Origin of the sequence: Saccharibacillus sp. O23, assembly GCF_002205895.1 — a bacterium.
Classification (GTDB): domain Bacteria; phylum Bacillota; class Bacilli; order Paenibacillales; family Paenibacillaceae; genus Saccharibacillus.
On record NZ_NJDE01000009.1, the window covers coordinates 137,761 to 164,477 of the forward strand.

18 protein-coding genes are annotated in these 26,717 nt (G+C 57.6%); 14 read left to right on the top strand and 4 right to left on the bottom strand.

Annotated elements, in window-relative coordinates; translation table 11 throughout:
* The first annotated feature begins 258 nt into the window (after positions 1-258).
* From CDO73_RS12640 to CDO73_RS12695, 12 genes are all read left to right on the top strand, one after another.
* Positions 259-1,107 carry an amino acid ABC transporter substrate-binding protein gene (locus tag CDO73_RS12640; RefSeq protein ID WP_088488881.1) on the top strand — a complete coding sequence of 283 codons (849 nt, stop codon included), beginning with the start codon at positions 259-261 and terminating at the stop codon, positions 1,105-1,107.
* 143 nt (positions 1,108-1,250) lie between these two features.
* On the top strand, positions 1,251-1,919 hold the full coding sequence (locus CDO73_RS12645) for an amino acid ABC transporter permease (RefSeq protein ID WP_088488882.1): 669 nt from the start codon (positions 1,251-1,253) through the stop codon (positions 1,917-1,919).
* A 24-nt stretch (positions 1,920-1,943) separates the two neighbouring features.
* Positions 1,944-2,696: an amino acid ABC transporter ATP-binding protein gene (locus CDO73_RS12650; RefSeq protein WP_088488883.1), complete on the top strand. Its 753-nt coding sequence runs from the start codon at positions 1,944-1,946 to the stop codon at positions 2,694-2,696.
* 173 nt (positions 2,697-2,869) lie between these two features.
* On the top strand, positions 2,870-4,624 hold the full coding sequence (locus tag CDO73_RS12655) for a methyl-accepting chemotaxis protein (RefSeq protein ID WP_088489131.1): 1,755 nt from the start codon (positions 2,870-2,872) through the stop codon (positions 4,622-4,624).
* Positions 4,625-5,126: 502 nt separating this feature from the next.
* Positions 5,127-6,890 carry a sensor histidine kinase gene (locus tag CDO73_RS12660; protein ID WP_088488884.1) on the top strand — a complete coding sequence of 588 codons (1,764 nt, stop codon included), beginning with the start codon at positions 5,127-5,129 and terminating at the stop codon, positions 6,888-6,890.
* 21 nt (positions 6,891-6,911) lie between these two features.
* Positions 6,912-8,573: a response regulator transcription factor gene (locus CDO73_RS12665; protein WP_088488885.1), complete on the top strand. Its 1,662-nt coding sequence runs from the start codon at positions 6,912-6,914 to the stop codon at positions 8,571-8,573.
* A gap of 263 nt (positions 8,574-8,836) precedes the next feature.
* Positions 8,837-10,525 carry a type 2 periplasmic-binding domain-containing protein gene (locus CDO73_RS12670; protein ID WP_088488886.1) on the top strand — a complete coding sequence of 563 codons (1,689 nt, stop codon included), beginning with the start codon at positions 8,837-8,839 and terminating at the stop codon, positions 10,523-10,525.
* A gap of 183 nt (positions 10,526-10,708) precedes the next feature.
* A complete protein-coding gene (locus tag CDO73_RS12675; RefSeq protein ID WP_088488887.1) occupies positions 10,709-11,599 on the top strand; it encodes an ABC transporter permease in 891 nt (296 codons plus the stop codon).
* Positions 11,600-11,650: 51 nt separating this feature from the next.
* On the top strand, positions 11,651-12,529 hold the full coding sequence (locus CDO73_RS12680; protein WP_088488888.1) for a carbohydrate ABC transporter permease: 879 nt from the start codon (positions 11,651-11,653) through the stop codon (positions 12,527-12,529).
* Positions 12,530-13,039: 510 nt separating this feature from the next.
* Positions 13,040-15,106: a beta-galactosidase gene (locus tag CDO73_RS12685; RefSeq protein ID WP_088488889.1), complete on the top strand. Its 2,067-nt coding sequence runs from the start codon at positions 13,040-13,042 to the stop codon at positions 15,104-15,106.
* A gap of 206 nt (positions 15,107-15,312) precedes the next feature.
* Positions 15,313-16,239, top strand: coding sequence for an NADP-dependent oxidoreductase (locus CDO73_RS12690; protein ID WP_088489132.1), 927 nt, complete (start codon positions 15,313-15,315; stop codon positions 16,237-16,239).
* 231 nt (positions 16,240-16,470) lie between these two features.
* Entirely contained in the window at positions 16,471-17,343 is an 873-nt protein-coding gene (locus CDO73_RS12695; protein WP_088488890.1) for a CHAD domain-containing protein, read from the top strand.
* A gap of 694 nt (positions 17,344-18,037) precedes the next feature.
* Here the strand turns inward: CDO73_RS12695 and CDO73_RS12700 are convergent.
* Both CDO73_RS12700 and CDO73_RS12705 read right to left on the bottom strand, forming a co-directional pair.
* On the bottom strand, positions 18,038-18,742 hold the full coding sequence (locus tag CDO73_RS12700; RefSeq protein ID WP_088488891.1) for an S-layer homology domain-containing protein: 705 nt from the start codon (positions 18,740-18,742) through the stop codon (positions 18,038-18,040).
* 309 nt (positions 18,743-19,051) lie between these two features.
* Positions 19,052-20,470 (bottom strand): aldehyde dehydrogenase, encoded by a 1,419-nt coding sequence (locus CDO73_RS12705; protein WP_088488892.1) that lies wholly within the window; start codon positions 20,468-20,470, stop codon positions 19,052-19,054.
* A gap of 399 nt (positions 20,471-20,869) precedes the next feature.
* Between CDO73_RS12705 and CDO73_RS12710 the strand changes: the two genes are divergently transcribed.
* Positions 20,870-22,537: an S-layer homology domain-containing protein gene (locus CDO73_RS12710; protein WP_088488893.1), complete on the top strand. Its 1,668-nt coding sequence runs from the start codon at positions 20,870-20,872 to the stop codon at positions 22,535-22,537.
* A gap of 226 nt (positions 22,538-22,763) precedes the next feature.
* Here CDO73_RS12710 and CDO73_RS12715 read toward each other — a convergent pair whose 3' ends face one another.
* Together CDO73_RS12715 and CDO73_RS12720 are read right to left on the bottom strand one after the other, a co-directional pair.
* Positions 22,764-23,828, bottom strand: coding sequence for a hemolysin family protein (locus CDO73_RS12715; RefSeq protein ID WP_088488894.1), 1,065 nt, complete (start codon positions 23,826-23,828; stop codon positions 22,764-22,766).
* A gap of 91 nt (positions 23,829-23,919) precedes the next feature.
* On the bottom strand, positions 23,920-25,224 hold the full coding sequence (locus CDO73_RS12720) for a hemolysin family protein (protein WP_088488895.1): 1,305 nt from the start codon (positions 25,222-25,224) through the stop codon (positions 23,920-23,922).
* Between the two features lie 348 nt (positions 25,225-25,572).
* Here CDO73_RS12720 and CDO73_RS12725 point away from each other — a divergent pair, with 348 nt between their 5' ends.
* Positions 25,573-26,514, top strand: coding sequence for a sulfurtransferase (locus CDO73_RS12725; RefSeq protein WP_088488896.1), 942 nt, complete (start codon positions 25,573-25,575; stop codon positions 26,512-26,514).
* Positions 26,515-26,717: the final 203 nt, after the last annotated feature.

Here is a 26,717-nt window from a genome sequence, read left to right on the forward strand (position 1 = left end):
GCATAAGTCTTCTTACTTATTTAAACGGATAGCGGCTTGTTTACGCGCCTGCTCGGTACTCGCGAAAAATCATAAGAAATAACGGTTTTCTCAGGCTTTCAGAAAAGTTGATGAAATTAATCGGAATTACCCGAAAATCTATTGACTTTCAAATGGTAAGGACGTAAAATTCAATCTTGCACGACCTAAATATTTCCCGACGCGTAAGCTGCCGAGGAAGCAGGGTCGTACCCATTCACCCAATCGGAGGAATTCACCATGAGAAAAACGACTTTGATCGGCCTTGTTGCCATCCTGATGACCCTGATGCTGGCGGCTTGCGGAAACAGCGGCAGCAGCAGTACCGGCAGCAGCGCCGCTACGAATAACGAAAGCGCGAGCAGCGAGAACACGGCCGCCGCGACCAATTCGCTGGAGAAGATCAAAAGCTCCGGCAAAATGATCATCGGCACCGAAGGCACGTACCCGCCGTTCACGTTCCACGACAGCAGCGGCGCGTTGACCGGATTCGACGTGGATATCGCCCGCGAAGTCGCCAAACGGATCGGCGCGGAGCCGGAATTCGTGGAAGCGCCGTGGGACAGCCTGCTCGCGGGCATCGACGCCAAACGTTTCGACGCGGTATTCAACGAAGTCTCGATCCGCGACGACCGCAAAGAAAAATACGATTTCTCCGACGCTTATATCTCTTCCGGCGCGGTGCTGATCGTGCGTAACGACAATACCGACATCAAATCGTTGGCCGATCTCAAAGGCAAAAAGTCCGCGCAATCGCTGACCAGCAACCTGGCCGATATCGCCAAATCGAACGGCGCGGAAATCGTGCCGATCGAAGGTTTCAACCAAGCGATCGAACTGCTGAACTCCGGCCGCGTGGACGCGACGATCAACGATAACCTGTCGTTCCTCGACCTGAAGAAACAAAAACCGGACATCGCGCTGAAAGTCGTGGCCGAAACGGACGACGCTTCGCAAAGCGGCGCCGTATTCGCGAAAAACAGCCCGGAACTCGTCGAAGCGGCCAACAAAGCGCTCGCCGATATGCACAGCGACGGCACTTACGCCAAGATCTCCGAGAAATACTTCGGCGAAGACGTTTCGAAATAATTCAAGGAAAACATTCGCGGAATTTCCGCACAGGGGCTATCCCGGATTCGCGCAGCGGGTCCCGGGGCAGCCCCGCTTCGTTTGTCTAAGGGCGCGTCGGCAGGCGCGAAGCCCGATTTCGCCTAGAGAGGGGCCTAACGATTATGGATGACCGAAAAATTCAGATTTTGATCGATTCGCTGCTGCCGATGATCAAAGCCGCCCTGCATTACACGATTACGCTGGCGCTGATCTCGTTCGCGCTGGGATTAGTATTGGCGGTCGTGGTCGCGCTAGTCCGACTATGGAAAATCCCGGTGCTCAGCCAGATTGCCGGGATCTACGTCTGGATCATTCGCGGCACCCCGCTGCTGGTCCAATTATTCATCATCTTCTACGGCTTGCCGAATATCGGAATCGAATTCGATCCGTTCTCGGCGGCGATTATCGCGTTTTCGTTGAATATGGGCGCGTATAACTCCGAAGTGGTGCGCGGCGCGATCCAGTCCATTTCGAACGGGCAATGGGAAGCCGCGTATTCGCTCGGCATGACGCGCGGACAAGCTTTATGGCGCATCATTCTGCCGCAGGCCGCACGCGTATCCGTACCGCCGCTGTCGAACTCGTTTATCAGCCTCGTGAAAGATACATCGCTCGCTTTTACAATCACGGTAATCGACATGTTCCAAGTAGCCAAGCAGATTGTCTCGACCACGTACGAATCGCTGCTCGTATACAGCGAAGTCGCCGTGTTGTATCTGGTGATCTGCACCGTGCTTAACGCGCTGCAGAGCGTGATGGAGAAGCGGCTGGCCCGTTTCTCGACCCGCTAACTCGGACGAGAGGAGATAAGTCCCATGATCGAAATTCGCAACTTGCATAAAGCATTCGGTTCTCTCGAAGTGCTCAAAGGCATCGATCTGTCGCTGGAAAAAGGCAAGGTGCTCGTGATCATCGGCCCGTCCGGTTCCGGCAAAACGACGCTGCTGCGATGCCTGAATCTGCTGGAGATGCCCGACGCGGGTTCGCTCAAGCTAGGCGAGACGGAGTTGAGCTTCGACGGCGGCCGCAAACCGGCCAAGCCGCAGGTGCTGAAGCTGCGTCAGAGCACCGGCATGGTGTTCCAATCGTATAATCTGTTCCCGCATAAGACGGCGCTCGAGAACGTGATGGAAGCCCAGATCGTCGTGCAGAAAAAGAACAAAGAAGAAGCGCGCAAGCGCTCCGCAGCTCTGCTCGCCAAAGTCGGCTTGGCCGGCAAAGAAGATTCTTATCCGCATCAGCTGTCCGGCGGCCAGCAGCAGCGCGTCGGGATCGCCCGCGCGCTGGCGACCGATCCGGAAGTCATGCTGTTCGACGAACCGACTTCGGCGCTCGATCCCGAGCTGGTCGGCGAAGTGCTGAAAGTCATGAAGGAGCTCGCGGCCGAAGGCATGACGATGGTTGTCGTGACGCACGAGATGAAGTTCGCCGCCGAAGCGGCCGACACGGTCGTCTTGATGGACGGAGGCAAGATTCTGGAGCAGGGGTCGCCGGAGCAGGTACTGCGTAATCCTTCCAGCGATCGCGCGTCGCAGTTCTTGAACCTGTTGACGGAAAAAGAAGGGTAACGTAAAAAGATCATATAAGAGGAAGCGAATTTTCGTTTTCCGCCGAAAAGCAAGCCGTCCGAAAGATTCGGGCGGCTTTTGGTATGTTCGGAAAACTTCCTCTTTACGATTCGGAGTTTTTTGTCGAAGAAAGGGAAGAAGGAACGATATCGGAACAGGCAGGAGGACTTCGGATGAAAGCCAAATTCAAACTTACTTTTTTTGCGAAAAACATGCTGACGGTTGCCGCCGGGATCTTGCTGGTCGGAGGATTGTTGACGGGGATGACGGCTTGGCTCCAGCAAAAGATGGCGCTGGACAGCTTGCACAGCCAATACGAAGGGGTCGCGGCGTACGCAAGCAAACAGGTCGGCCCGGAATTGATCGCGCAGGCCGCGCTCGATCCCCGGCCGGGAACCGAAGCGGAGCAGCAGTTGACGAAGCGCTTGGACGAAGTCTCCGACTTGAACCCGAACATTGCGCAAGCTTACGTATTCGACGCGAAGATGGAAGACGGAGCGAAACAATCGATCACGGTCGGCCTGCCTACGCATATGATTCAGGACGGCATGACGCCGGGCATGATGTACGAGAATCCGGACGAGATGAAGCGGTCGATGGCGGAAGCGGTCGAAACGAAGACTGCGGCCGCCACGAACGTCTACACCGACACCTACGGAAGCTGGGTCAGCGTGATTCAGCCGGTCGAGAACGAATCCGGTCAGGTCATCGCGCTGTTCGGTCTCGATATCGACGCGACGGATATCGCGCGCAACACGCAGGAATTTCTGCGGGCTTCGCTGCTGGTTATGGCGCTCTGCATGCTGGCAGTCTTGGTCATTCAATTCTTCTTGATGCACCGGGCGATGCGTCCGATGCGGGATCTGTTCGGCGCGATCGGACGTATGAACGAAGGCGATCTGAACGTAAACTTGTCCACCGACCGGCGCGACGACTTCGGCGACCTGAACCGCAAATTCGCCGATATGGCCGGCGAGTTCGAGCGTATTATCTCGGGCGTGCAGCATAAAGCCCGCCAAGCGGCCGATTCTTCTTCCGCGCTCAAGAGCGGCGTGGAGCAGAATCTGCGCATTCAAGACGGCGTGCTCGAAGCGGCGGACCGCGTGAATATCGGAGCGCAAACGCAGGAGAAAGCGGCCGAAGAAACCGCCAGAGTCATGGAAGAAATGGCCCGCGCGATCCAAGAGATCGCCCAGACGGCGTTTCGTTTGTCGGAAGCCGCATCGGAGATGAAAGAAGAAGCCGGGTCGGGCGGCGGCAAGATCGAACGCGTAGGCGGACAGATGTCCACGATCAGCGAATCGGTCGGCCGTTCTTCGCGGCGAATCCGCCGGCTGCAAGAACGTTCGCGCGAGATCGAAGGCATGGCTTCGATGATCTCGGGCATCGCTTCGCAAACGAATCTGCTCGCGCTGAACGCGGCGATCGAAGCGGCGCGGGCCGGCGAACACGGCAAAGGATTCGCCGTGGTGGCCGAAGAAGTCCGCAAGCTGGCGGATCAGTCCGCCCAATCGGCCGGACAGATCTCGGAGACGCTGAATCTGATGATTCGCGATACCGACGAAGCCGTCGTGCTGATGGAAGAAGGCATGCGCGAAGTGCAGGCCGGACTCGAACTGTCGCAGGAGACCGGCGAAGCGTTCGGCCGGATCGCCGCTTCGATCGGCAGCGTATCGTCGCAGACCGAAGACATGTCCGCCGTCACGGAGCAGATGTCCGCCAGTTCGGAAGAAGTATTGGCGTCCGTATCGGAACTTGCGAATATCGCCAAGACGTCGGCGGGCAGCGCGATCGAAGTCAGCCAAGCTTCGCAGATTCAACGCGAATCGCTGAATCAAGTGTCCGCTTCTTCGGAAGAATTGAACGAGATGGCGCTGGAACTTCGGGAACTGATCGCGAAGTTCAGATTGGGCGGCGGCGAAGATTGATCGTGCAGCGGCACAGACCCGGGTTTCTGCGGAAACCCGGGCTTTTTTGCGTTTCGGAGGCGGTTGCTCGGCAGTTCTAACAGATCGAGATGACGCTTAGCGCGCATTCGGAGCGGTTTTGCGATTCTAACGGATTCAGATGACGCTTAGAATGAAAAAAGGCTGATTTTCAGCCCGAAAAGAAGCGAATCGGACGGCTAAGGAATCGACGATCCGTTAGAATTTCAAAAGGGAGCGTTTTACGCTTCTAAGAGATCGACGATCCGTTAGCCTGCCTGCGCTGACCGATTCCGCTCTCCGTCGTCTTACTTCCTTCCGCCTATGCCGCTTTCTCGACATTCCAAGAAGCCGTTCCCCGAACGGCTTCTTTTTCGCTATCAAAACACACGAAAAGTTGTAATCCCGCTCTTGTCGGAACTCCTGTTACCGCTTACAATTAGTGAGCTTGCTTCGCCGCCTGCTCGGCGGCTTGCGGCATTTCACCGAGAGGGAGGAGACTCCGATGCCCCGAGCCAACCTTTTTACCAAAATGATCGTCATTCTGATCCTGATGTGGATTCCGGTCGCGCTGCTCTACGGCTATTCCAACAAAACGACGACCGACGTACTGAGGCAGGAACTGGGCGAATCGAACCGCAACCAGCTTGTCTTTTTCCAAAATCAGGTCAATACCGATATCGAGCTGCTCGCGTCTTGGCCGAATCTGCTGATCCACGACCCGGACATCGAGAGCTTCCGCAAAATGTACGTGAACGGCGGTTATTTCGATCTCGACGAGATCAATCTGGTCAAACGCATCCAGAACAAACTCAGCATTCAAGAAAGTTCGTCCAATTGGAAAAGCCGTCTGCATCTGTATTCGCCGTCGCTTCGCCGGGTGGTATCGGAGAACGACGCGGCAAGCTACGATCCGAGCGAGTTGAAAGCGGAGATCAAGCCCGGTTGGCAGGTGACGCCGGCCAAAGACGGCAACGAAGACATTTTCCGGTTCTCTTGGTTCACGGTCGCGCCTTACGGCGTCGCCGATCCTGCGCTGAATGCGGAAACGATCGTCGAACTCGAATTCGACAGCCGCAATATTCAGAACATGCTGGACAAGTTCAAGACCGACGGGCGTCACGATCCTTTTTATTACCGGTCGGATATGGGCGTGATCTACAACCGGACTTCGGAGCATGAATTGACGGACCGGCTGCTCGGCAAACTCAAGGCTTCGCCGCTGCCGGAAAGCGACAACCTGACGGTGCGCTTGGACGGAGAAACGTATATGGTCAGCATCGTGCTCTCCAAAGAAACCGGCTGGTATCTGATCGATTACATGCCGATGGCCGACATGTTGGAGCCGATCCGAAAATCGAATCTGCTGTTCTACTCGTCGATCTTGACGCTGCTCGTGATGGGTTCGGCCGCCGCTTATATGCTGTACGTGCAGGTACAGATTCCGATTCGCCAGTTGATCCGCGGTTTCCAACGTCTGGAGAGCGAAGACTACGCCGTGCGGATCAAGGCGAGAGGACGCAACGAATTCAGCTTCTTGTCGGATCGTTTCAACCGGATGGTCGCGCAGATTCAGAATCTGTTCGAACACGTCTATCTGGAACAGCTGCATGTCAAAGAAGCGAGGCTCAAGCAGCTTCAATCGCAGATCAATCCGCATTTCTTCTATAATTGTCTGTCGTTCGTCACCAGTATGGCGAAGCTCGGACGGGTGGACGCGGTCGTCGCGATGTCGCACAGCTTGTCCCGGTATTACCGGTATACCACGCGGCAGGAGCGGGAAGTGGTACCGCTGCGCGAAGAAGTCGAATTCGTTCGGCATTATCTGGAGATCCAGAAGATGCGCATGAACCGGCTGAATTACGCGATCGAACTGCCGGACGAACTGCTGGATCTGTACGTGCCGCCGCTGATGCTTCAGCCGCTGGTCGAGAACGCCGTGATCCACGGGATCGAGCCGCACGCGGAAGCGGGCGAGATTCGAATCTCCGGACACTTGGCGGAAGACGGCGAAGTCGTATTGACCGTCGAAGACAACGGCGGAGGACTCGACGAAAAAGGCAGGGAAGACTTGGAGCGCAGTCTGGCCGAGCCGATGAGCGAAGAGACCGGCTGCGGATTATGGAACGTCAATCAACGGCTTCAGCTTCGCGGCGGACGCGAAGCCGGAGTACGCACGGCGCAGTCTCCGCTCGGCGGGTTGGCCGTGACGCTCGGATGGAATACGCGGCGCGAAGACGAACGGCAGCCGACGCGTCGGCCGTCGTAGCGCAAGAAAGGGGACAACGAGATGATCGAAGTGCTGCTCGTGGATGACGAGACCTATGTGACGGAGAGTCTGGAATTGACGATTCCGTGGGAAGAGATCGGCGTGAGCGTCGTGCGGCGCGCCGCTTCGGGCGCGGAAGCGTTGGCGATCATGGAGGAAGAAGCGGTCGATCTGGTCGTGACCGATATTCGCATGCCGGGCATGGACGGCTTGCAGTTGATCGAAGAGATCGGACGGCGCTGGCCGGGCGTCCGCTGCATTCTGCTGACGGGCCATAGCGACTTTGCTTATGCAAAAAAGGCGCTTCAACTTCGGGCCAGCGACTACGTGCTGAAGCCCGTGGACGACGACGAATTCGTCGCGGCCGTATCCGAAGCGATCGATTCGCTGCGCGAAGAATGGGACGAATTCGACAAGGTGCATCGGCTGCTGTACAGCCGCAAATCCGATTACAAAGTGCTGCGCGAGAATCTGCTGCACGAGCTGCTGCTGGGCCGCGAGCTCGGCCCGCAGGCGCTGAGCGAACAGTTCTCCGCGTACGAACTGCCGCTGCGCGCGGGGCAGCCGACCTTGATGCTGCTCGCCCGGCTGGAAGGACGTTTCGCGGCGATGGACGCGCCTTCGCTGGAACTGATGGATTTCGCGGCGGGCAATATCGCCGAAGAAGTGCTGCGCGGGCAGCCGCTCTGGCACGGGAGCGGACCGCACGGCTGTCTGGTGCTGCTGCTCCAGCCGGGCGAGAGCGGCGGAGCGGCCGCGCTGCACGAGACGGCGCGCGGGCTCGACCGCCGGCTCGATACGCTGCGGGAACATATCCGCCTGTATCTCAAAGGCGAGATCTCGCTTGCCGTCTCTTCGGTATTCGAACTGGGCGGCAGCGGCCCGGCCGCCGCTTACCGGCGAACGCTCGGCTCGCTGTACGCCGCGGGCATCGGCGGGCGTACCGTCTATGCCGATCCCGAAGCGGATGATCGTACAGGCTCCGGCTCTGCCGCCTTGCCTAGCGCGGCGGAAGTTCGCGGCGGGGTGGCGGAACTGATGTATGCGCCGCCTACGCTGCTGCATCTGTTGGAATCGCATCAATGGGAAGAAGCCCGAAGCAAGATGTCGGGCGTCTTCGAAGCCGCGGAACGCGCCGGTCTGGCCGGGCCGTCGATGTACGAGATCTATCTGTGGATGACCAACGCGTTCTTGTTCATCTCGCACCGCGAAGGCCAGCCGGTCGGCGAACTCGGCGGCGACGAAGGTTTCGATCCCGTCTTGGCGCGCGGTCTGGTGCAGCATCCGCAGCGACTGCGCGCTTGGGGCGTGGGCCTGCTCGACAGCTTGGCCCGGCAGATGGCCAGCAGCGGAGGCGGCGAAGGCCGCAGCAAGATCGTCAGCCGCGTCCGCCAACTGGTCGGCACCGGCCTCGACGGCGATTTGTCCGTCAAGACGCTGGCCGATCAAGTCTTTCTGCATCCCGTTTATCTGTCGAAGATCTACAAAGCCGAGACCGGCGAAGCTTTGGGCGATTATATCATCCGGATGCGGATGGAACGCGCCGCCCATCTGCTGCGTCATTCCTCGAAGAAGATCTACGAGATCACCGGCGAGTTGGGATATCAGAATCCTCAGTATTTCAGCAAGATGTTCAAGAAACAATACGGAATGACTCCGAATGAATTTAGGGAGTTAAGCTGAAACGCATAACCTGCGAAGCATGGCACATGCTAAGCAGGTTGTGCGACTGTTTCAGCGCCCTCTTTTGACTTTAACGGTAAGCCGAAACGCCCCTGCCGCAAAGCATGATCCATGCTGAGCGGCAGGGGCGATTGTTTCGGCGGCGGTCTTAGTTGCATCACTCCCTTGCCAAAGGTGCAGAAATCTTGCAAACGCGACATAGGCCGTCCGGCTGCCCGAACCTATAATAAAGAAGCAAGCAGATGACACAAGGGGGACACAACATGAAAGCGATATCCGGCAAAAGATGGCTGCCGCTGCTGGCCGCGAGCGCGATGCTGGCCACGACGTTGGCAGGCTGCTCCGGAGGCGGCAAAAGCGAAGAAAACGCGGCGAGTACCGCGCCGAGCGTTGAGAACGTATACAAAGAAAAATACGATCCGCCGGTCACGATCTCCACGGCGTGGGGCGTCGATCCGGCTCTGACATTCAAGAACGGCGAAACGATCGAGAACAGCGTCGCCACCAAATGGGCCAAAGAGCAATTCGGCATCGATATCAAATCGCTCTGGTCCGTCACCGACACCAACGGCGCGTTCGGCACGAAGCTTCGTCTGGCGATGTCTTCGGGACAGGATATGCCCGACGTGCTGACGATCGGCACCGCCGACAATCAGATCGCGCAGGATCTGATCGACTCGGGCATGTACGAAGAAGTCGGTCCGCTGTTCGACAAATACGCGTCCAAGACTTGGAAAGAAGCGATGGATCAAGATCCGAACGTCTGGAACGCGTATATGCGCGACGGCAAGAAAATGGGCATTCCGGTACTCGATTACGCGTATAACCACGATTACCTGCTCTGGATTCGCCAAGACTGGCTCGACAAGCTGAACCTCAAAGCGCCGAAAACGATCGACGAGCTGGAGAAAGTCATGGACGCGTTCAAGAACCAGAACCCGGACGGCCTGTCCCCGGACAAAGTCGTTCCGCTGAGCATCGGCTTCAAGAATTCGATGAATACTTGGATGGGCGATCCGTCTTGGATCTTCGGCGCTTACGGCACGCTGCCGCAGCAGTGGAACGTCGGCGAAGACGGCAAGCTCGCTTACGGGTCGGTTCAACCGGGCATGAAGCAAGGTCTGGTCAAACTGAACGAATGGCTCCAAAAAGGTTATATTCCGCAGGAAGCCGCGCTGTGGGACGAGAACAAAACGTCCGAACCGGCCGTCGCGGGTACGGCGGGCATCATCCCGGGACCTTACTGGATGAGCGGCTGGCCGCTGGGCGACACGGTCAAAAACGCGCCGGGCGCGGTATGGAAACCGATCGAAATTCCGACGGGTCCGGACGGCAAAGCGATGAGACACGGCACGCAGTTCACCAACGGCGTTACGTTGATCAAGAAAGGCATGGAACATCCGGAAGCTTTCTTCACGTATCAGAACTACCTGTTCGACAACTACGCGAACCCGGCTCCGGGCAGCCAGTACGACAACGGCTTGTTCGCGGGTTACGATTACCAGCTTGACGCCAACGGCAAACAAGTGCCGACCGACAAGATCGACGGCGGTTACGTGAACGTGGTCCGTTACCTGCTCGTTCGCGACGGCGCGCGTATTCCGGACGCTCAGATGAAAGCTCTGCAAAGTCTGGCGGAAGGCAACGAACCGAAGACCAAGATGGAGAAAGACGTAGCCGTCAACTACGGACCGCAAACGCCTGAAGCGGCACAAGTGCTGCTGGCGCAAAAAGACATTTCGTTCAAAGACATGTTCACCGGCCCGACGACCGCAACGATGAAAAGCAAAATGGATTACCTGAACAAAATGGAGAATCAGACGTTCAACGAGATCATCTACGGCAAAAAGCCGGCCGATGCCTTCGACGAATTCGTGACGACCTGGAAAGCCGGCGGCGGCGACCAGATCACGAGCGAAGTCAACGCCTGGTACGATCAGGTCAAAAAGTAATCCGCAGCACGCCGGTTTCGGCCCGGTCCGCTTCGAAGCGGCCGGCGCCGGGACGACGGCGGATCAACTGCGAAGACATTCGAAGCGATCTGCGGCATACGCGGAAATCGAAGGCGGCGGGGAAGGATTGCCCTGCGGCCTTTGCTTTCCCCTGCCTTTTTTTAGCCGAAGGAGGAATGACGTTTGAAGACTCTAAAGAAAACTTGGCCGTTTCACCTGATGCTGCTCCCCGCGATGATCTTCCTGATCATCTTCAGTTATATTCCGATGGGCGGCATCGTGATGGCTTTTCAAGATTACAAACCGTGGCTCGGCATCAGCGGTTCGCAGTGGGTAGGACTGGACAACTTCCGCTACTTGTTCGAACGCGAAGACAGCGTGCAGGTCATCTGGAACACGCTGATCATCGCCGTACTCAAATTGGTGTTTAACCTGATCGTCCCGTTCGTGTTCGCGATCCTGCTGAACGAAGTCCGCAAGACGGCTTTGCAGCGCGGCATCCAGACGCTCGTTTATCTGCCCCACTTCCTGTCTTGGGTAATCCTCGGCGGCATCCTGATCGATCTGCTCTCCACCGGCGGATTGGTCAACCGGGCGCTCGGATTTTTCGGCCTCGGGCCGTATTTCTTCCTCGGCGACAACGATTTGTTCCGGGTTACGGTGGTCATCTCGGATATTTGGAAAGAGTTCGGCTACAGCACGATCATCTTCCTCGCCGCGCTGACCGGCATCGATCCTTCGCAGTACGAAGCGGCCGAGATCGACGGAGCGACCCGTTTCAAGCAGACGCTGCACATTACCGTGCCTTCGCTGCTGCCGATCCTCATGGTCGTCGGTACGCTGGCGCTGGGCAACGTCCTGAACGCCGGCTTCGACCAGATCTTCAACTTGTACAATCCGCTCGTGTACGAGAAAGGTGACATCATCGATACGTTCGTTTATCGGACCGCGATCCTGAGCGGCGAAATGGGCTTCGGCACCGCCGTCGGACTGTTCAAGTCGGTGATCAGCATGGTCTTGATCCTGATCTCGTACCGCCTCGCCTACAAATGGGCCGGGTATCGCATTTTCTAATCCGGACGCCGCGTCTATGCGCGGCCCGTCTTCGGGGAAAGAGGGATTTCCATGTATCATAAAACGAGAGGTTATCGCATCTTCAGCATTTTCAATACGTGTTTTCTGGTCTTTCTCGCCGTACTCTGCATCATTCCGCTGATCCACGTATTGGCCGTTTCTTTCAGCGCCAAATCGGCGGCGGACGCGAATCTGGTCAGCTTGTGGCCGGTCGGATTTTCGCTGGAAGCTTATAAAAAAACGGCGGCGAACCCGCTGTTCCTGCACTCGCTCTGGGTCTCGGTGCTGCGGACGGTCGTCGGCACGGCGATCACGCTGCTCATTACGTTCTTGGCGGCGTACGCCTTGTCCAAAGAAAACAGCGTGTTTCGGGGCCGCAACGCGTACTCGTGGATTTTCGTGTTCAGCATGATCTTCAACGGCGGTCTGGTTCCTTTTTACATCGTCATTCAAAAACTCGGCTTGATCAACTCGTTCTGGGTGCTGGTGCTGCCGGGCGCGGTCAATACGTTCCTCGTGATCCTGATGCTCAACTTCTTCCGCGGCATTCCGAAAGAGCTGGAAGAAGCGGCATTGATCGACGGCGCGGGCCATTTCCGGACGCTGTTCAGCATCTTCCTGCCGATCTCGATGCCTTCTATCGCGACCGTGGCGCTGTTCAGCATGGTCTTCCATTGGAACTCTTGGTTCGACGGCTTGCTCTACCTGAATAACGCCAAAGACTTCCCGCTCGCGACGTTCCTGCAAACGGTCATCATTCAGCGCGATATGAGCTCCATGAGCGTCGATCCGAAAGAACTGGAACTGATCTCGCAAACGACCGTCAAAGCCGCGCAGATCTTTATCGGCAGCGCGCCGATCCTGATCGTGTATCCGTTCCTGCAAAAGTATTTCGTGAAAGGGATGACGTTGGGCTCGGTCAAGGGCTGACCCTTTCGCGGCGCGGAGCATAGTGCGTACGAAGGCGCTCCGGGACGAAGGGTCTGCGGTCGCTGTCTCACTCACGCTCAAAGGCGACCTTCGACTCCTTCGCCCTCCGCTTCGTTCGCACGTCCGCGTCTTAGAATCAGCCCTTCCCCTCGCTTGGAAGAGGGGAAGGGCTTCCGTTCGCCGAATATAGGCGAACGGAAAAAGAGTTAAAGGGATTGCTGTAAAGAAGGCGAAGTCTTTGCGAGAAGCTTTTATTTTTTACTAACTAACACCACGGCGGTTGACCGAGCGGAGGACAAAGGGGGAGCGGAGAAGCGTCAGCGTTCGCCTAAAGACTTTCCGGAGGAAAGTCACGCCGGAAGCATAGGCTGAAAATGGATTCCCTACCACAAGTAATGTTTAACAAAATCAAGGGAATCCGTTTTCGACAGCGATCGAAGCCCCCTTTGTCCGCAGCGCCTCCCAACCGCCTCCACCCCACCCACCACCTATCTAGGAGAGTGACCCAATATGACCTACGTATACCCGCCCGTAAGCGACAAGATCCCGCGCATGCTGCACGGGGCCGACTATAATCCGGAACAGTGGCTCCGATATCCCGAAGTTCTCGAAGAAGACATCCGTTTGATGAAGCTCGCGAAATGCAACGTGATGTCGATCGGCATCTTCTCTTGGGCGATGCTCGAACCGGAAGAAGGCGTGTTTACGTTCGAATGGATGGATCAAGTGCTGGAGCGTTTCGCGGCGAACGGCATCTACGCTTTTCTCGCGACGCCGAGCGGCGCGCGTCCGGCTTGGATGGCGCAGAAATATCCGGAAGTGCTGCGGACCGAAGAGAATCGGGTGCGCAATCTGTTCGGATTCCGGCATAATCACTGTCCGACTTCGCCGGTGTACCGCGAGAAGACGCGAATCATCAATACCAAGCTGGCCGAACGGTATTCCGATCATCCGGCGATCATCGGTTGGCATATCTCCAACGAGTTCGGCGGAGACTGCCACTGCGAGCTGTGCCAAGCGGAATTCCGCAAATTTTTGCAGGATAAATACGGCACGCTCGACGAATTGAACCACGCTTGGTGGACCACGTTCTGGAGCCATACCGTCACGGACTGGTCGCAGGTCGAATCGCCGGCTCCGCACGGAGAGAAGCAGGTCCATGCGATGAATCTCGATTGGCGGCGTTTCGTCACGCAGCGCACGGTCGATTTCGTGAAGCACGAGACCGCGCCGCTCAAGGCCGTTAATCCGAACCTGCCGGTCACGACCAACTTTATGGAATTCTACGAAGGGTTGGATTACTGGAAATTCGCCGACGCGCTCGACTTCTTGTCTTGGGACAGCTATCCGACTTGGCACGACGCCGACGAAGAATCGACCCAAGCGGCGAAGATCGCCATGATGCACGATATCGTGCGTTCGATCAAAGGCGGCCAACCTTTCCTGCTGATGGAGAGCACGCCGAGCTTGACCAACTGGCAGGACGTGAGCAAGCTCAAACGTCCGGGCATGCATCTGCTGGCTTCGCTGCAAGCCGTGGCGCACGGTTCGGACAGCGTGCAGTATTTCCAATGGCGCAAAAGCCGCGGTTCCAGCGAGAAGCTGCACGGCGCGGTCGTCGACCATGTCGGTCACGAGCATACGCGCGTCTTCAAGGACGTCACGGACGTAGGCGCGGCGCTCGAAGGCATGGACCGGATCGTCGGCACTTCGGTTCCGGCGGAAGCCGCGATCATCTTCGATTGGGAGAACCGTTGGGCGGTCAAAGATTCGCAGGGACCGCGCAACAAAGGCGTCAAATACGAAGAAACGGTGCAGAAACAGCATGAAGCGCTCTGGAAGCTCGGCGTGCCGACGGACATGATCAGCATGGACGCGGACTTTGCCAAATACAAATTGATCGTCGCTCCGATGCTCTATATGGTGCGCGAAGGCGTGGGCGAACGATTGGAGAAGTTCGTCGAGAACGGCGGCACGTTGGTCGTGACCTATTGGTCGGGCATCGTGAACGAGACGGATCTGTGCTTCCTCGGCGGATTCCCGGGCCCGCTGCGCAAGGTGCTCGGCATCTGGTCGGAAGAGCTTGAAGGCCTGCATGACCGCGACCGCAACGCGCTACGCCTGAACGGAAACGGAGCGCTCGGACTGTCCGGCGAATACGAGATTTCCGAGATCTGCGATCTGATTCATCTGGAAGGGGCGCAAAGCCTCGGCGAATACGCGTCCGATTTCTATGCGGACAGACCTGCGCTGACCGTGAACGCCTTCGGCGAAGGCGAAGCGTATTATGTGGCGGCGCGCGCCGGCGGTACGTTCGACGACGATTTCTTGTCGGCTCTCGTGCAGCGTGCGGGAGTGGCGCGGAGCTTGAACGTAACGTTCCCGGCAGGGACTTCGGCACATCTGCGGACCGACGGGGAACACGACTTCGTATTCGTGCAGAACTACACGCCGAACGCCGTCGTCTTCCCGCTGGATGGCCGGGCTTACTTCGATCTGGAGAGCGGAAGGCAGGCCGATCCGGAGCTTCGGCTTCCGCCTTACGGCGTTCGCGTCTTGGAAAGACAGAGAAGCTAGAAAAGGTTATATTAAGCGGACAAGTCGGCTTCATGCCCGGTTCTTCGGAACGGGAAGCTCGGCTTGACAATGTTGAAACAAGACTGTTCGAACCCTTTTTCCGATACGGAAGAAGGGTTTTTACCGTTCGGATGAATCTGTCCGAGACGGCAGGGGTAATAGCATTGGAAGCACGGCCAACCTGCTACAGAAAGGTGAGGATGTATTTGAAGGCAATCGTAATTGAAGAGTTTGGCGGACCTGATAAGCTGCAGGAACAGAACGTACCCGAACCGAAGATCGATGCCAACCAGATCCTGATCAAAGTGTATGCGACCTCGGTAAACCCGGTAGATACGAAGATTCGCGAAGGCGCGATGGGAGCGGCGGCCGGCGAGTTTCCGCTGATTCTCGGCGGAGACGTCGCGGGCATCGTCAAAGAAGTTGGAGATAACGTCAGCCGTTTCAAGCCGCGCGATCCGGTATTTGCCCGTCCGAGGGTATTCGGCACTTACGCGCAGTACGTCGCGGTAGACGCGGACGTGGTCGTGAAAAAGCCGGAGAATCTGAGCTACGAAGAAGCGGCGGCGGTTCCGCTGGCGGGTCTGACGGCGTGGCAGGCGCTGGTGGATCACGGCAAAGTCAAAGCGGGCGACAAAGTGCTGATCCATGCGGGAGCGGGCGGCGTCGGCACGATGGCGATCCAGATCGCCAAATGCTTGGGCGCGACCGTCGCGTCCACGGCCAGCGCGGAGAACGAAGAATTGTTGAAATCGCTCGGCGTGGATCATTTTATCAATTACAAAGAAGAAGACTTCTCCGAGGTGCTCTCGGATTACGATATGGTACTCGATACGATGGGCGGCGATATTCAGCATAAGAGCTTCAAAGTGCTGAAGCCCGGCGGCCATCTGGTCTCGATCTTGGAAAAACCCGACGAAAGCCTCGCCAAAGATCTCGGCATCCATACGGCGCATTTCATGATGGAACCCAAAGGCGAGCAGCTCGAGAAATTGGCCGATATGATCAAAAAAGGCAAACTGAAGCCGGTGATCGATTCGACCTACTGGTTGAACGAACAGGGCGTGCGCGACGCGCATGCGAAAAGCGAAAGCCATCATGCCAAAGGCAAGATCGTGATTCGCGAAAAATAATAACCGATCGGCAAGGATTCGGAAATGCCGAAGGTTCGAAAGTTCGAAGCTGCCGAGAGGTTCTCGGCAGCTTTTTATTTGTTCGCCCCGAATCGATGCCTTCGGACGGAAAAGAGGCACCGTCGACAAAATTCCGGACTTATCCAGCAGGATATGAAGCGGCAGATCGGGTAATAATAAAGAAAGAAAGCGAGAAACGCAGAGGGAGTCCAACGCGAAGGAGTCGGTCATATGGGACGCGAACATGAAAATGAAGGTGCAGCAGTCGCCCCGGAGCAGACGAGTTTATGGAGCGAAGCGCTCGGCGAATTGTATGCGGAATTCCGCCGCCGCAGCCGCGCGGCGCTGAAAGATTACGACGAAGAAGATATTCATCAGGCCCGAGTGAGCGCGCGCAAGCTGCTGACGCTGCTGCAAGTGCTGGACCCGGACGAACAGACCGGGTTGTACCGGCCGATCAAGCGGGCGCAGAAGCGCTTCGGACGCGTGCGCGACGCCGATGTGCTGATCGGCGAATTCAAAGAGCTGCGCAAACAGGCCAAAAACGAAGGACGGGACGCGGAAGCGGCTTTGTTCAAGCGCATGGCGAAGCTGGAGAAAGAAGAACGGCGCGGACAGCGCAAGAAGCTGAGCCGCAAACTGCCGAAGATCGTCAACAAAGGTCTGGACCGGAAATGGAAAGCTTTCCTCGAAGAAAGCCTACCGGAACTGGCAGCCGAAGCGGATGTTCGCGGAAGCCTCCGCGAATTGAAAGACGATTACCGCAAGCGTCGGCACGTCTACCAAGTGACGGCGGATCGGGAAGGCCGGTACAGCGAAGAAGCGCTGAACGCGCTGCATCAGGTACGGATCGCGGCCAAGCGCTGCCGCTATACGGCGGAAGCCGCTTCGTTCGCGCTCGACGACAAGCAGCTTCAAGAAGCGGAGCGCTTCAAAGACGTTCAGAAGCGGCTGGGCGAGGTCAACGACCGGCACGTTCGGATTCAGATCGCCGAAGCGTACGGTCCCGAGGCGCTGGAAGCCGACGAGGAGAGCTGGCAAGGATTCCGCGAACGTCTGGACGAGGAATTGAAAGCGGCTTTGTCGGAAGTGAGAGAACTGTAGACGGAAAGTTAGGACGGAAGCGGGGACCGAGGCTTGCCGGCAGGCTTTATTCAGGCGGCGCTGCGGAACGCTTCGACGGCTTGCGTAAAGTCCGTCGATCGCATAGGTATAGGTCCAAATAAAACGGCCCCTTTCTCAAGGGGCCGCGGGTGTAACCGAAATCCTGTCTTCGCGAACGAAAGACCGAATTCGATCTTTCATGATCCAGTACTTTGTATCAGGTCTTCCGTCGGGGAAGACCTTTTTGCTGCGCCGGGCGTCGAACCGGCGTTCGTTCATCAGCGAGCGATTCTACGTTGCCGAAAAAGCAACGTAGAGCGAGTATTTTCGCCTGCCGGCTGGCTTACATTGCTTAAAAAGCAACGTAGCAAAGCAAAGCTGCCGAATAGCTGTCGATTTTGGCTTCTACGTTGCTTAATCGGCAGCGTGGCTTCCGAACAGCTTCCGTTTGTCGGTCCTACGTTGCCGAATCGTCAACGTAACCTCGAACCTCCTCGAATCGGCTGACTATTGCGGGCTGTCGGCTGCTATTTTGTCAACTTAGCCAACGGAAACGAGCCGATTCCCAAAGCTATTCGTTCGCGCAGGTTTCCGTCGAGCCGCTGCGGCGCGCTTTTCTTTGCTGTCACTGGGATTCGCAGCCGGATCTGCCGCGCATTTATGCAGGCGGCGAATCCGGCCGCGGCCGGATCGCTTATTCGGCCGTCTGATCGCCGCTGTCCGGAGCGGAAGGCGCCGGAGCTTCAGGCTGCTGCTTCAGGTATTCGACCGCATCGTACAGCATGACGGCCGCTTGAGCGCGGGTGATCTCGGACTTCGGACGGAACTTGCCGTCGGCGTCGAGCGGAACCAGTCCTCTGACGATCGCGCGTTGGATCGCGCCTTGATATTCCGGCGTGATCTGATCTTCGTCGGCGATCGCCGCAGGGACGACTTTGATCATCGGCAGATTGCCGCTTTTCTCGACGGCCTGCATGAGATAGCTGACATAAGCTTCTTTGGTCATCTTGGCCGACGGATCGACGGATTTCGGAATGTCCACGCCGTTCAGCGAAGCGTTCAAGAAAGCTTCGGCGTACCAAGCTTTGTTGTCGACCGCCGGGAACAGGTCGTGCGCCGTCGGGACTTTGCCGGCTTCGAACGTGATCGCCGCCAGACTGAGCTGCAAGCCTCCGGCAATAAACTGGACGCCCTGCGCGTTGGTCAGCACGGATTGGGGATTGAACATCGTCGCGCTCACTCCTTTGACCAGTCCTTCGCTTTTGAGCGAATCGATCTTTTCTTGGCCCGTTACGCCTTGCAGATCGCCGAAGCCGGCGCCGGCCGCGAAGAGTTGGCCGCCCAGCGACAAAGACAATACGGATACGGCCAATACGGAGCTTATGCTTTTCTTATTCATGATTCGAGCCTCCTCGGGATGGCGGAAAGGGCGCATAGGCGGGAGCGCCGCTGCCATGCGAAGCCGATCGGACTTCGCATGCAGCAGCCTGCCGGAAGATGAAATTCCGCTTCGTTTATTGTTCTTCATGGCCTCAGACGCCGCTCGCCTCCGAAAGGTTGCATAGCCGTATCCCGAGTTCAAAATCGCGTACCCGTCAGGCTTCCCGGCGCGCGGGCGCGTACGGGGAAAAGCCGTTCTCCTCGCGCCTGACGACGCGAAAAGAACGGTTCGGTAACGGAATCGGTGTTTCTTTTTCCCGGCAGAATATTATTTGATGATTTTCTTCGCCAGTTTCAGATGCTCCTCGCTGTAAGGAGGGAAGATGAAGGTCGTGCCGCTCTCGGCGGAAACTTTCTTCACGATGCTCTTCTGATGCGAGAACGTTCTCAGGCTGTAGACGCCGTGGTAAGAGCCGATGCCGGATGCGCCGACGCCGCCGAACGGCAGATGCGGGTTGGTGATATGCATCAAGGTATCGTTAATGCAGCCGCCGCCGAACGGAACTTTCTCCAGCACGCGTTCTTGCACCTGCGTATCCAGCGTGAACAGATACAGCGCCAGCGGATGCGGATGGGCGTTGATCTGACGAATCGCGTCTTCGATATCGTCGTAAGTCAAGATCGGCAGGATCGGACCGAAGATTTCTTCCTGCATGCTCGCGGCATCCCACGAATCGACGTCCAGCAGCGTAGGCTCGACGAACCGCGTTTCCCGGTCGCCGTTTCCGCCGAAGATGATCCGGTCTTTGTCCGTGTCGAGCATCTTCATCAGACGATCGTAATGTTTCTCGTTGATGATCCGGCCGAAGTCCGGGCTGCTCCACATGTCTTCGCCCAAGAATTCGCGGATGGCGTTCTTGAGGGCGATCAGGAGCTGAACTTTCTTGCTCTCGTGCACCAGCACGTAATCCGGCGCGATGCAGGTCTGGCCGGCATTGACGAGTTTGCCCCAGATGATGCGTTTGGCCGCCATGCGGATATCGGCCTGCTTGTCGACGATGACGGGGCTTTTGCCGCCCAGTTCCAGCGTGACCGGAATCAACTGCTTGGCCGCCGCCTGCGCGACGACGCGTCCGACTTCGGTGCTGCCGGTGAAGAAGATGTAATCGAACGGCGAGTTGATCAGCGCTTCGACCGTGTCTTTGCCGCCGTCGAGCACGCGCACGTAATGGTCTTCGAACACGTCGGACAGCAGCTGCTTGAGGATCGCGGAGACGTTCGGCGTGCTCTCGGACATCTTGATGACCGCGCAGTTGCCGGCCGCGATCGCGCCGACCAACGGTTCCATCACGAGCTGGAACGGATAGTTGAACGGTCCGATGATCAGCACGGTTCCGTAAGGGTCGTTGATGATGAAGCTGCTCGCGCCGGCCAGCGTGATCGGCGTCGGCACGCGCTGCGGTTTGCAGAAGCGGTACAGTTCTTTGCTGATCTCGCCGATGCTGCTCAGCACGAAGCCGATCTCGGTCGTATACGATTCGAACGCCGATTTGCCGAGGTCCGCTTGAAGCGCTTCGATCAGAGCCGGCTCGTAGCGCTGGATAGCGGCTTTGAGCTTCTCCAACCGGCGCATCCGGAATTTGTAGCTGCGGGTGCGGTCGGTATCGAAGAAAGCGCGATGCTCTTCGAGCATCTGTTTCACTTCTTCGGCGCTCCATTCTTTGTCAATCATGTCTTTTGCGATCATAAGATAGACCTCCTCGGGGATGGAATGTTCAGGATCGATAATCGATAAATGAAGATTCTGTAAAAAATATAGGCTTTCCGGCGGCTCAAAGTCAAACTTGCGCGCGCGGGACCCAACTCTCTCAATAACTCTATTACCCATATTCGCGAGGAACAGGCACGGAAATTGCGAGAAACGCCGCGAATCGCAAACGCGACCGGTTTCGCGACCGGTTTTCGGAAGAAAATTGACGACGCTTTCATTTTTTGTTAGGGTAAACTCAACGATGACGGATTGTGACCGCTTCACGGGCAAAACCTGATCGGGTCGGCAGAAAGGGAAATCTCCCTTCTGCGGACGCCGTTTGGGTTTTTTTGCGTTCCGGCATCGAAAGTCTTCATTCATGCGGAGGGGATACTTATGAAAAAGAGAACAAGCTTTACCTTGATGGCCGCGCTGACGCTGGGCGCGCCGCTGATCGCGGTCGGACCGGCGAACGCCGCCGAACCTGCGGGCGACGTCTCGCAGCCGAAGATCACCGCGCATACTTACATCGGCGACGCGGGGCAGATGGTCGAATCGTTCGATCTGGTGCTCCCCGCCGGCAAAAGCTACGCGGGGCTTCAAGCTTCGGATTTCGACGTGACGGGCAACTACGACGGATATCCGCTTAACGCGGCGGGCGAACTGGTCCAGAACAATTACGAAGACGACGGCATCCGCGTGACGCAAAACGGGAACGTCCTGTCTCTTACGGTCAAACCGTTCAAGTATCCGGGCGGTCACGTCTCGCCGTTCGCCGTGGTCAGCGAGCGGTATCCGGAACTGTCGTTCGACGCCAAAAAAGTAGCGACGGTCGAGACGCGCACGGTAGACGATTTCGAAGCGGGCAAGATCACGGGCACGAACGGGGAGAGCCTGAATTATCGGTTGAAATTGGCCGAAGGCGCCCAGCCGCAGCCGCTCGTCGTCTGGCTGCACGGCGGCGGCGAAGTCGGCAGCGACAATCTCAAGCAGTTGACGGAAAACCGCGGCGCGACGGTCTGGAGCGAATCCGGCTACGAGACGTCGGTACTGGCCGTTCAGTTCCCGGCCAACTACGGTTGGGCGATCTACGATAACGAAGAAGAACTGCGCCGCATGCAGGATTATTTCGAAGTGCAGGTCGAACTGATCGACCGTCTGGTCGCGGAAGGCAAAGTCGATCCGCAGCGGATCTACGTGGTCGGCCCGTCCAGCGGCGGAGGCGGCACGTTCCGTTTCCTGATGCAGTATCCGAACAAGTTCGCCGGCGCGATCGCGATCGCGGCCAAAGACGCCGTCGCGGATTACAAAGGAACGGTCGAACCGTTCAAGCGCGAATTGAAAGATCTGACGGATACGCCGATCTGGATCGTGCATGCGAAGAACGATCCGACGACCGACAGCCGCACCAGCACGTTGGCTTACGAAGCGCTGACGGAAATGGGTTCGTCGCAGGCGAAGCTGACGATCTACGACGATGCGTTTATGGAGGCGAACCGCTTCTACGGCGGTCTCAAACATTGGTCGTGGGTACCGGTGTTCAACGACAAAGACATGTTGGATTGGCTGTTCGCGCAGCGCAAAGCCCAGCCGAAACCGGCAGCGATGCTCAGCGGCGGCGAAGCGGTGACGCGCGGCGAATTGGCCGGCGCGCTGGCGGCCAAGCTCGGCCTCGAAGAAGTGCTTAGCGCTTCGGTTTACGCCGATACGGCGGCTTCCGCCCAAGACTTGGCGATCCGCCAGACGGCGGCCGCGGATCTTATGCAGGGCGTGGGCGACGGCCGCTTCGCGCCGGAGCGGTTCGTGACGCGCGCGCAGCTCGCGGTACTGGCCGACCGGGTGCTCGGCGGAGCCGCGGGCGAGAGCGGCGGAAGCGGAGCGGGGAGCCCGGCTTCGCGGGCTTACGCGGACGTTCCGGCCGGCCACTGGGCCGCCGGCGCGATCGCGCGGGTCTCGGCTGCCGGCATCCTGCCCGGCGGGGCTTCCGGCAAGTTCGAGCCGAACCGGCTCGTGACGGGCGCGGAAGCGCAGGCCGCGCTGGATAAGCTGGTCGCGCGGCCGTAAAGGGAAGCCGCAGCCGGATCGTCATGCCGGACAGGTTCGGGATCGTCTCGACGATCCGAACATTCGGACAGCTTGGGATGGTCAAAGCAGAAGACCGGAGCACATGATCCGAAGAGGCGATCGGAATATACGGTCGGGATAAGAGAAAGCCCCGGATTCCACGTTGGCGGAATTCGGGGCTTTTTTATTGTTTTCTATTCCAGTTGCTCGTTCGATCGGGAGAGCCTTACAGCGGAGCGAGCGGCAGTCTGACGCCGTCCGCTTCGTCGCGCATATCGCCGACGATCTCTTCCAGAATGTCTTCCATCGTCACAAGGCCGATGGTATTTCCTGCGGGATCCATGACCGAAGCCATATGCACGCGGTTCTGCTGCATGCTGAGCATCACTTCGCGCAGCGTGGCGGTCTCGACGAACCGCGGCAGCTTATGGATAAAGCCTTCGATCCGGCCGTCGCGGCCCGCCGCGATCGCGGTCAAGATTTCTTTGCTGTGCACGAACCCGATAAAAGCGTCCGGATTGCCGTTGGTCACCGGATAACGGGTATATTCGTGCAGACTGAGCTTCTCGATCAATTCGCTCTGCGGCAGTTCTTTGGCGATCTTGACGATCTTGTCCGCCGGGATCATGATCTCGCGCAGCAGCCGATCGTCGAACGCGAAAATGTTTTGCAGATAGGCCTGTTCGGTCTGGTTGATCTCGCCGCTCTCGTAACTCTGTTCGACCAGCCATTTCAACTCTTCTTCCGAATGGACCGATTCGTGTCCCGCCGGCTTAACGCCGAACAAGCGGAGCAGCAGCGTAGCCGAACCGTTCAGCAGACGGATGAACGGAGCGGTCATGCGGCCGAAACGGTACAGCGACGGCGCGAGCATCAACGTCATTTTCTCGGCGAATTGAATCGCGAGCGTCTTGGGAGCCAGTTCGCCGATGACGACGTGCAGGAACGTCACGACGGCGAGCGCGATGCCGTACGACAATACGGTCGCGATCGCTTCCGGCACGTCGAAACGTTCGAATACCGGATGCAGCAGTTTCTCGACCGTCGGCTCGCCGAGCGCGCCGAGCACGAGCGCCGTAATGGTGATGCCGAGCTGACACGCGGACAGGTAGTAGTCGAGGTCCTGCGCCACTTTTTTCGCCATGACCGCCTTCTTGTTGCCGTCCGCGATCAGTTGATCCAGCCGCGACATCCGCACTTTCAGAATCGCGAACTCCGCGCCGACGAAGAAGGCCGTAAGCCCGATAAACACGGCGACCAGAAACAGGTTTAACGCAATTAGTCCGTCCAATAAATTCCCTCGTACGAGGGATTCACCTCCAGCGGTTTCAAGATTAAAAAGATAGATCAGTCATACGGGTCATAAATGAAGAGGCCGAACGTTACTGCTCGGGATAATTCAGCCGCACCTGCTTAATGTGAAGATCGTCTTTCTCCGCGATGGTCCAGACGTGGTCGCCTTCGACCAACAGTTCGCCTTCGCCGGCGGCCGTGCCCATGCGGTGCTGCATCCAGCCTCCGATGGTATCGGTATCGCTGCGTTCTTCGAACTGTACGCCGAAACGCTTCTCCAGCTCGTCGAGCAGCACGCGTCCGCTGACCACGTATTCGCGATCGCCCGTCTGACGGATCTCGGCGATCTCGTCGGCGTCGAATTCGTCGCGGATCTCGCCGACCAATTCTTCCAGCACGTCTTCCATCGTCACGATTCCGGCGGTGCCGCCGTATTCGTCGACGACGAGCGCGATATGCATCCGTTCCTGCTGCATCTTGATCATCGTTTCCTGGATCGGCGTCGCTTCCGACACGATCGGAATGCGGCGGATGAATTCTTCCAGCCTGCGCGCCCGTCCGGCGATGATATGCGGCAGCATCTTCTTGGCGTTGACCACGCCGACGATCCGGTCTTTGCTGCCTTCTTCGGTCACGGGATAACGGGTGTAGTTGTTCTCGTCGAGCACCGCGATCAATTGGGCATAATCCATGTCTTTATCGATCGTGACGAGCTGCGTACGCGGGACCATGATATCGCGCGCGACCCGTTCGTCGAACGAGAATACGTTTTCCATATAGGACAGCTTCGTTTCATTGATTTCGCCGCCTTCGTAGCTCTGCGCCATGATGATCTTCAGCTCGTCTTCCGAGTAGACCTCTTCGTGGCCGGCCGGCTTGACGCCGAACATCCGCAGCAGCACGCGCGCCGCGCCGTTAAGCGCCCAGATGAACGGGTACATGACGCGTCCGAACCAGTAGAGCGGACCGGCGAGCATCAAAGTCATCTTCTCGGCAAACTGGATCGCCAGCGTTTTCGGAGCCATCTCGCCGACGACCACGTGCAGGAACGTCACCAAGAAAAAGGCGATCGCGTACGAGACGACCGAAGCCGTGGAGTCCGAAGCGTTCAGCCAGTCGAAGACCGGATACAGCAGAAGCTTGACGGCCGGTTTGCCGATCGCGCCGAGTCCGAGCGCCGTGACGGTAATGCCGAGCTGACACGCGGACAGGTAGTAGTCGAGGTCGCCCGCGACCTTTTTCGCCGTGATCGCTTTCTTGTTGCCTTCCGAGATCAACTGGTCCAGACGCGAAGCGCGGACCTTGACGACGGCGAATTCCGATGCGACGAAAAACGCGGTCAGCGCGAGCAGCACGGCCAAAATCAATAAATTGACGATTGTCATTGAGTCCAATAAGTTCCCTCGTACGAGGGATTCACCTCCAGCGATTTTTTAGCTATTACGAACAAAGTCGCCTCTTCGTTGCGGATTCCGTACGAAAGAGACAGGTCAAAGAAACGGTGATCAACGACGGTTTACGATAAAACGTGCGATTAAGCGCCTTCCCAAGTCTGCTGCCTCCCTCCTGAATGTATTACTTCTTACTATACCATAACCTTTCGTAACCGTGCAGCATCACGTTATGGTTAACCCGATCAATAAAATTTCGAGGAGCTTTTTGAAAAGGAGGCCTTGATGGCTTTCGCCCGGCGAAGGTGCTATTCTTATGGGAAAGTTCGCAAGCGGAGAGGAGAACATCACATGCAAAACATCGTATCGCCCAAATGGCTGCTGGCCCGTCTCTACGAACCCGAGCAGACGATCGTGGACTGCCGGTTCATGCTGGACCAGCCGGAGTCCGGACGCCAAGCTTACGGGTGGGAGCATATCCCGGGCGCGATTTATTTCGATTTGAAAAAAGACTTGTCCGCGCCCGCAGGCGATCACGGCGGCCGTCATCCGCTGCCCGATCCGGAAGAATTCGCGGCGCGTCTGGCGAAAGCGGGCATCGGAAACGATACGCGAGTGATCGTGTACGACACCGAAGACGGCATGAACGCGGCCCGGATGTGGTGGATGCTGCGCTGGATGGGGCACGAGAACGTGGCGGTGCTGGACGGCGGACTGAGCGCGTGGAAAAAAGGCGGTTTCCCGGTCGACGACAAACAGGCGGTCCGCGTGCCGGCGACTTTCGTGCCGAACGTGCAGCATCATCTGCTGACGGACGTCAACGAAGTGCAGCGGATCGTCGGCACGATCAAAGCGGAACAGATCGTCGAAGGCGTAGAAGAAGAACTGGCGGCGGAGCGGGGAGAACTGAACGAAGAAGCGTCGGCGGCGGCGAATCCGGCCGTGTTTTTCACCCCCGTGCTGATCGATTCCCGCTCGCACGACCGCTATCTCGGCCAGAACGAGGCGATGGACCCGATCGGCGGACATATCCCTGGCGCGGTCAACTTCTTCTGGAGAGATCTGATCGACGAGAACGGAATGTTCAAAAGCAAAGAAGAGCTGGAAAAGCACTTCGAAGCGATCGACAAAGACGCGGAGATCGTCGTCTACTGCGGCTCCGGCGTAAGCGCGTGCCCGAACGTGCTGGCGCTGGAAGAAGCGGGCTTCACCAGCGTGCGGCTGTATGCCGGAAGTTGGAGCGATTGGATCTCGTACGGGGATAATCCGATCGCGACGGGGGAAGAGGTCTAGAAGTTGGTTTAGAGTAGGGAAGCCCGCGAGGTACGCGGGCTTTTTTGATGGATAAATTTATGTTGGCAAAAATTAGATTTAGACCAATGAAAATTTTCATAAAAGCTCAATAACTTGCCGGAATATTCCGATATGTAGGAAGTACTGCGTAAAAGTATGCGATAAGAAAGATTCCGGAGAGCAAATGGCGCTGCGCTTCGTCG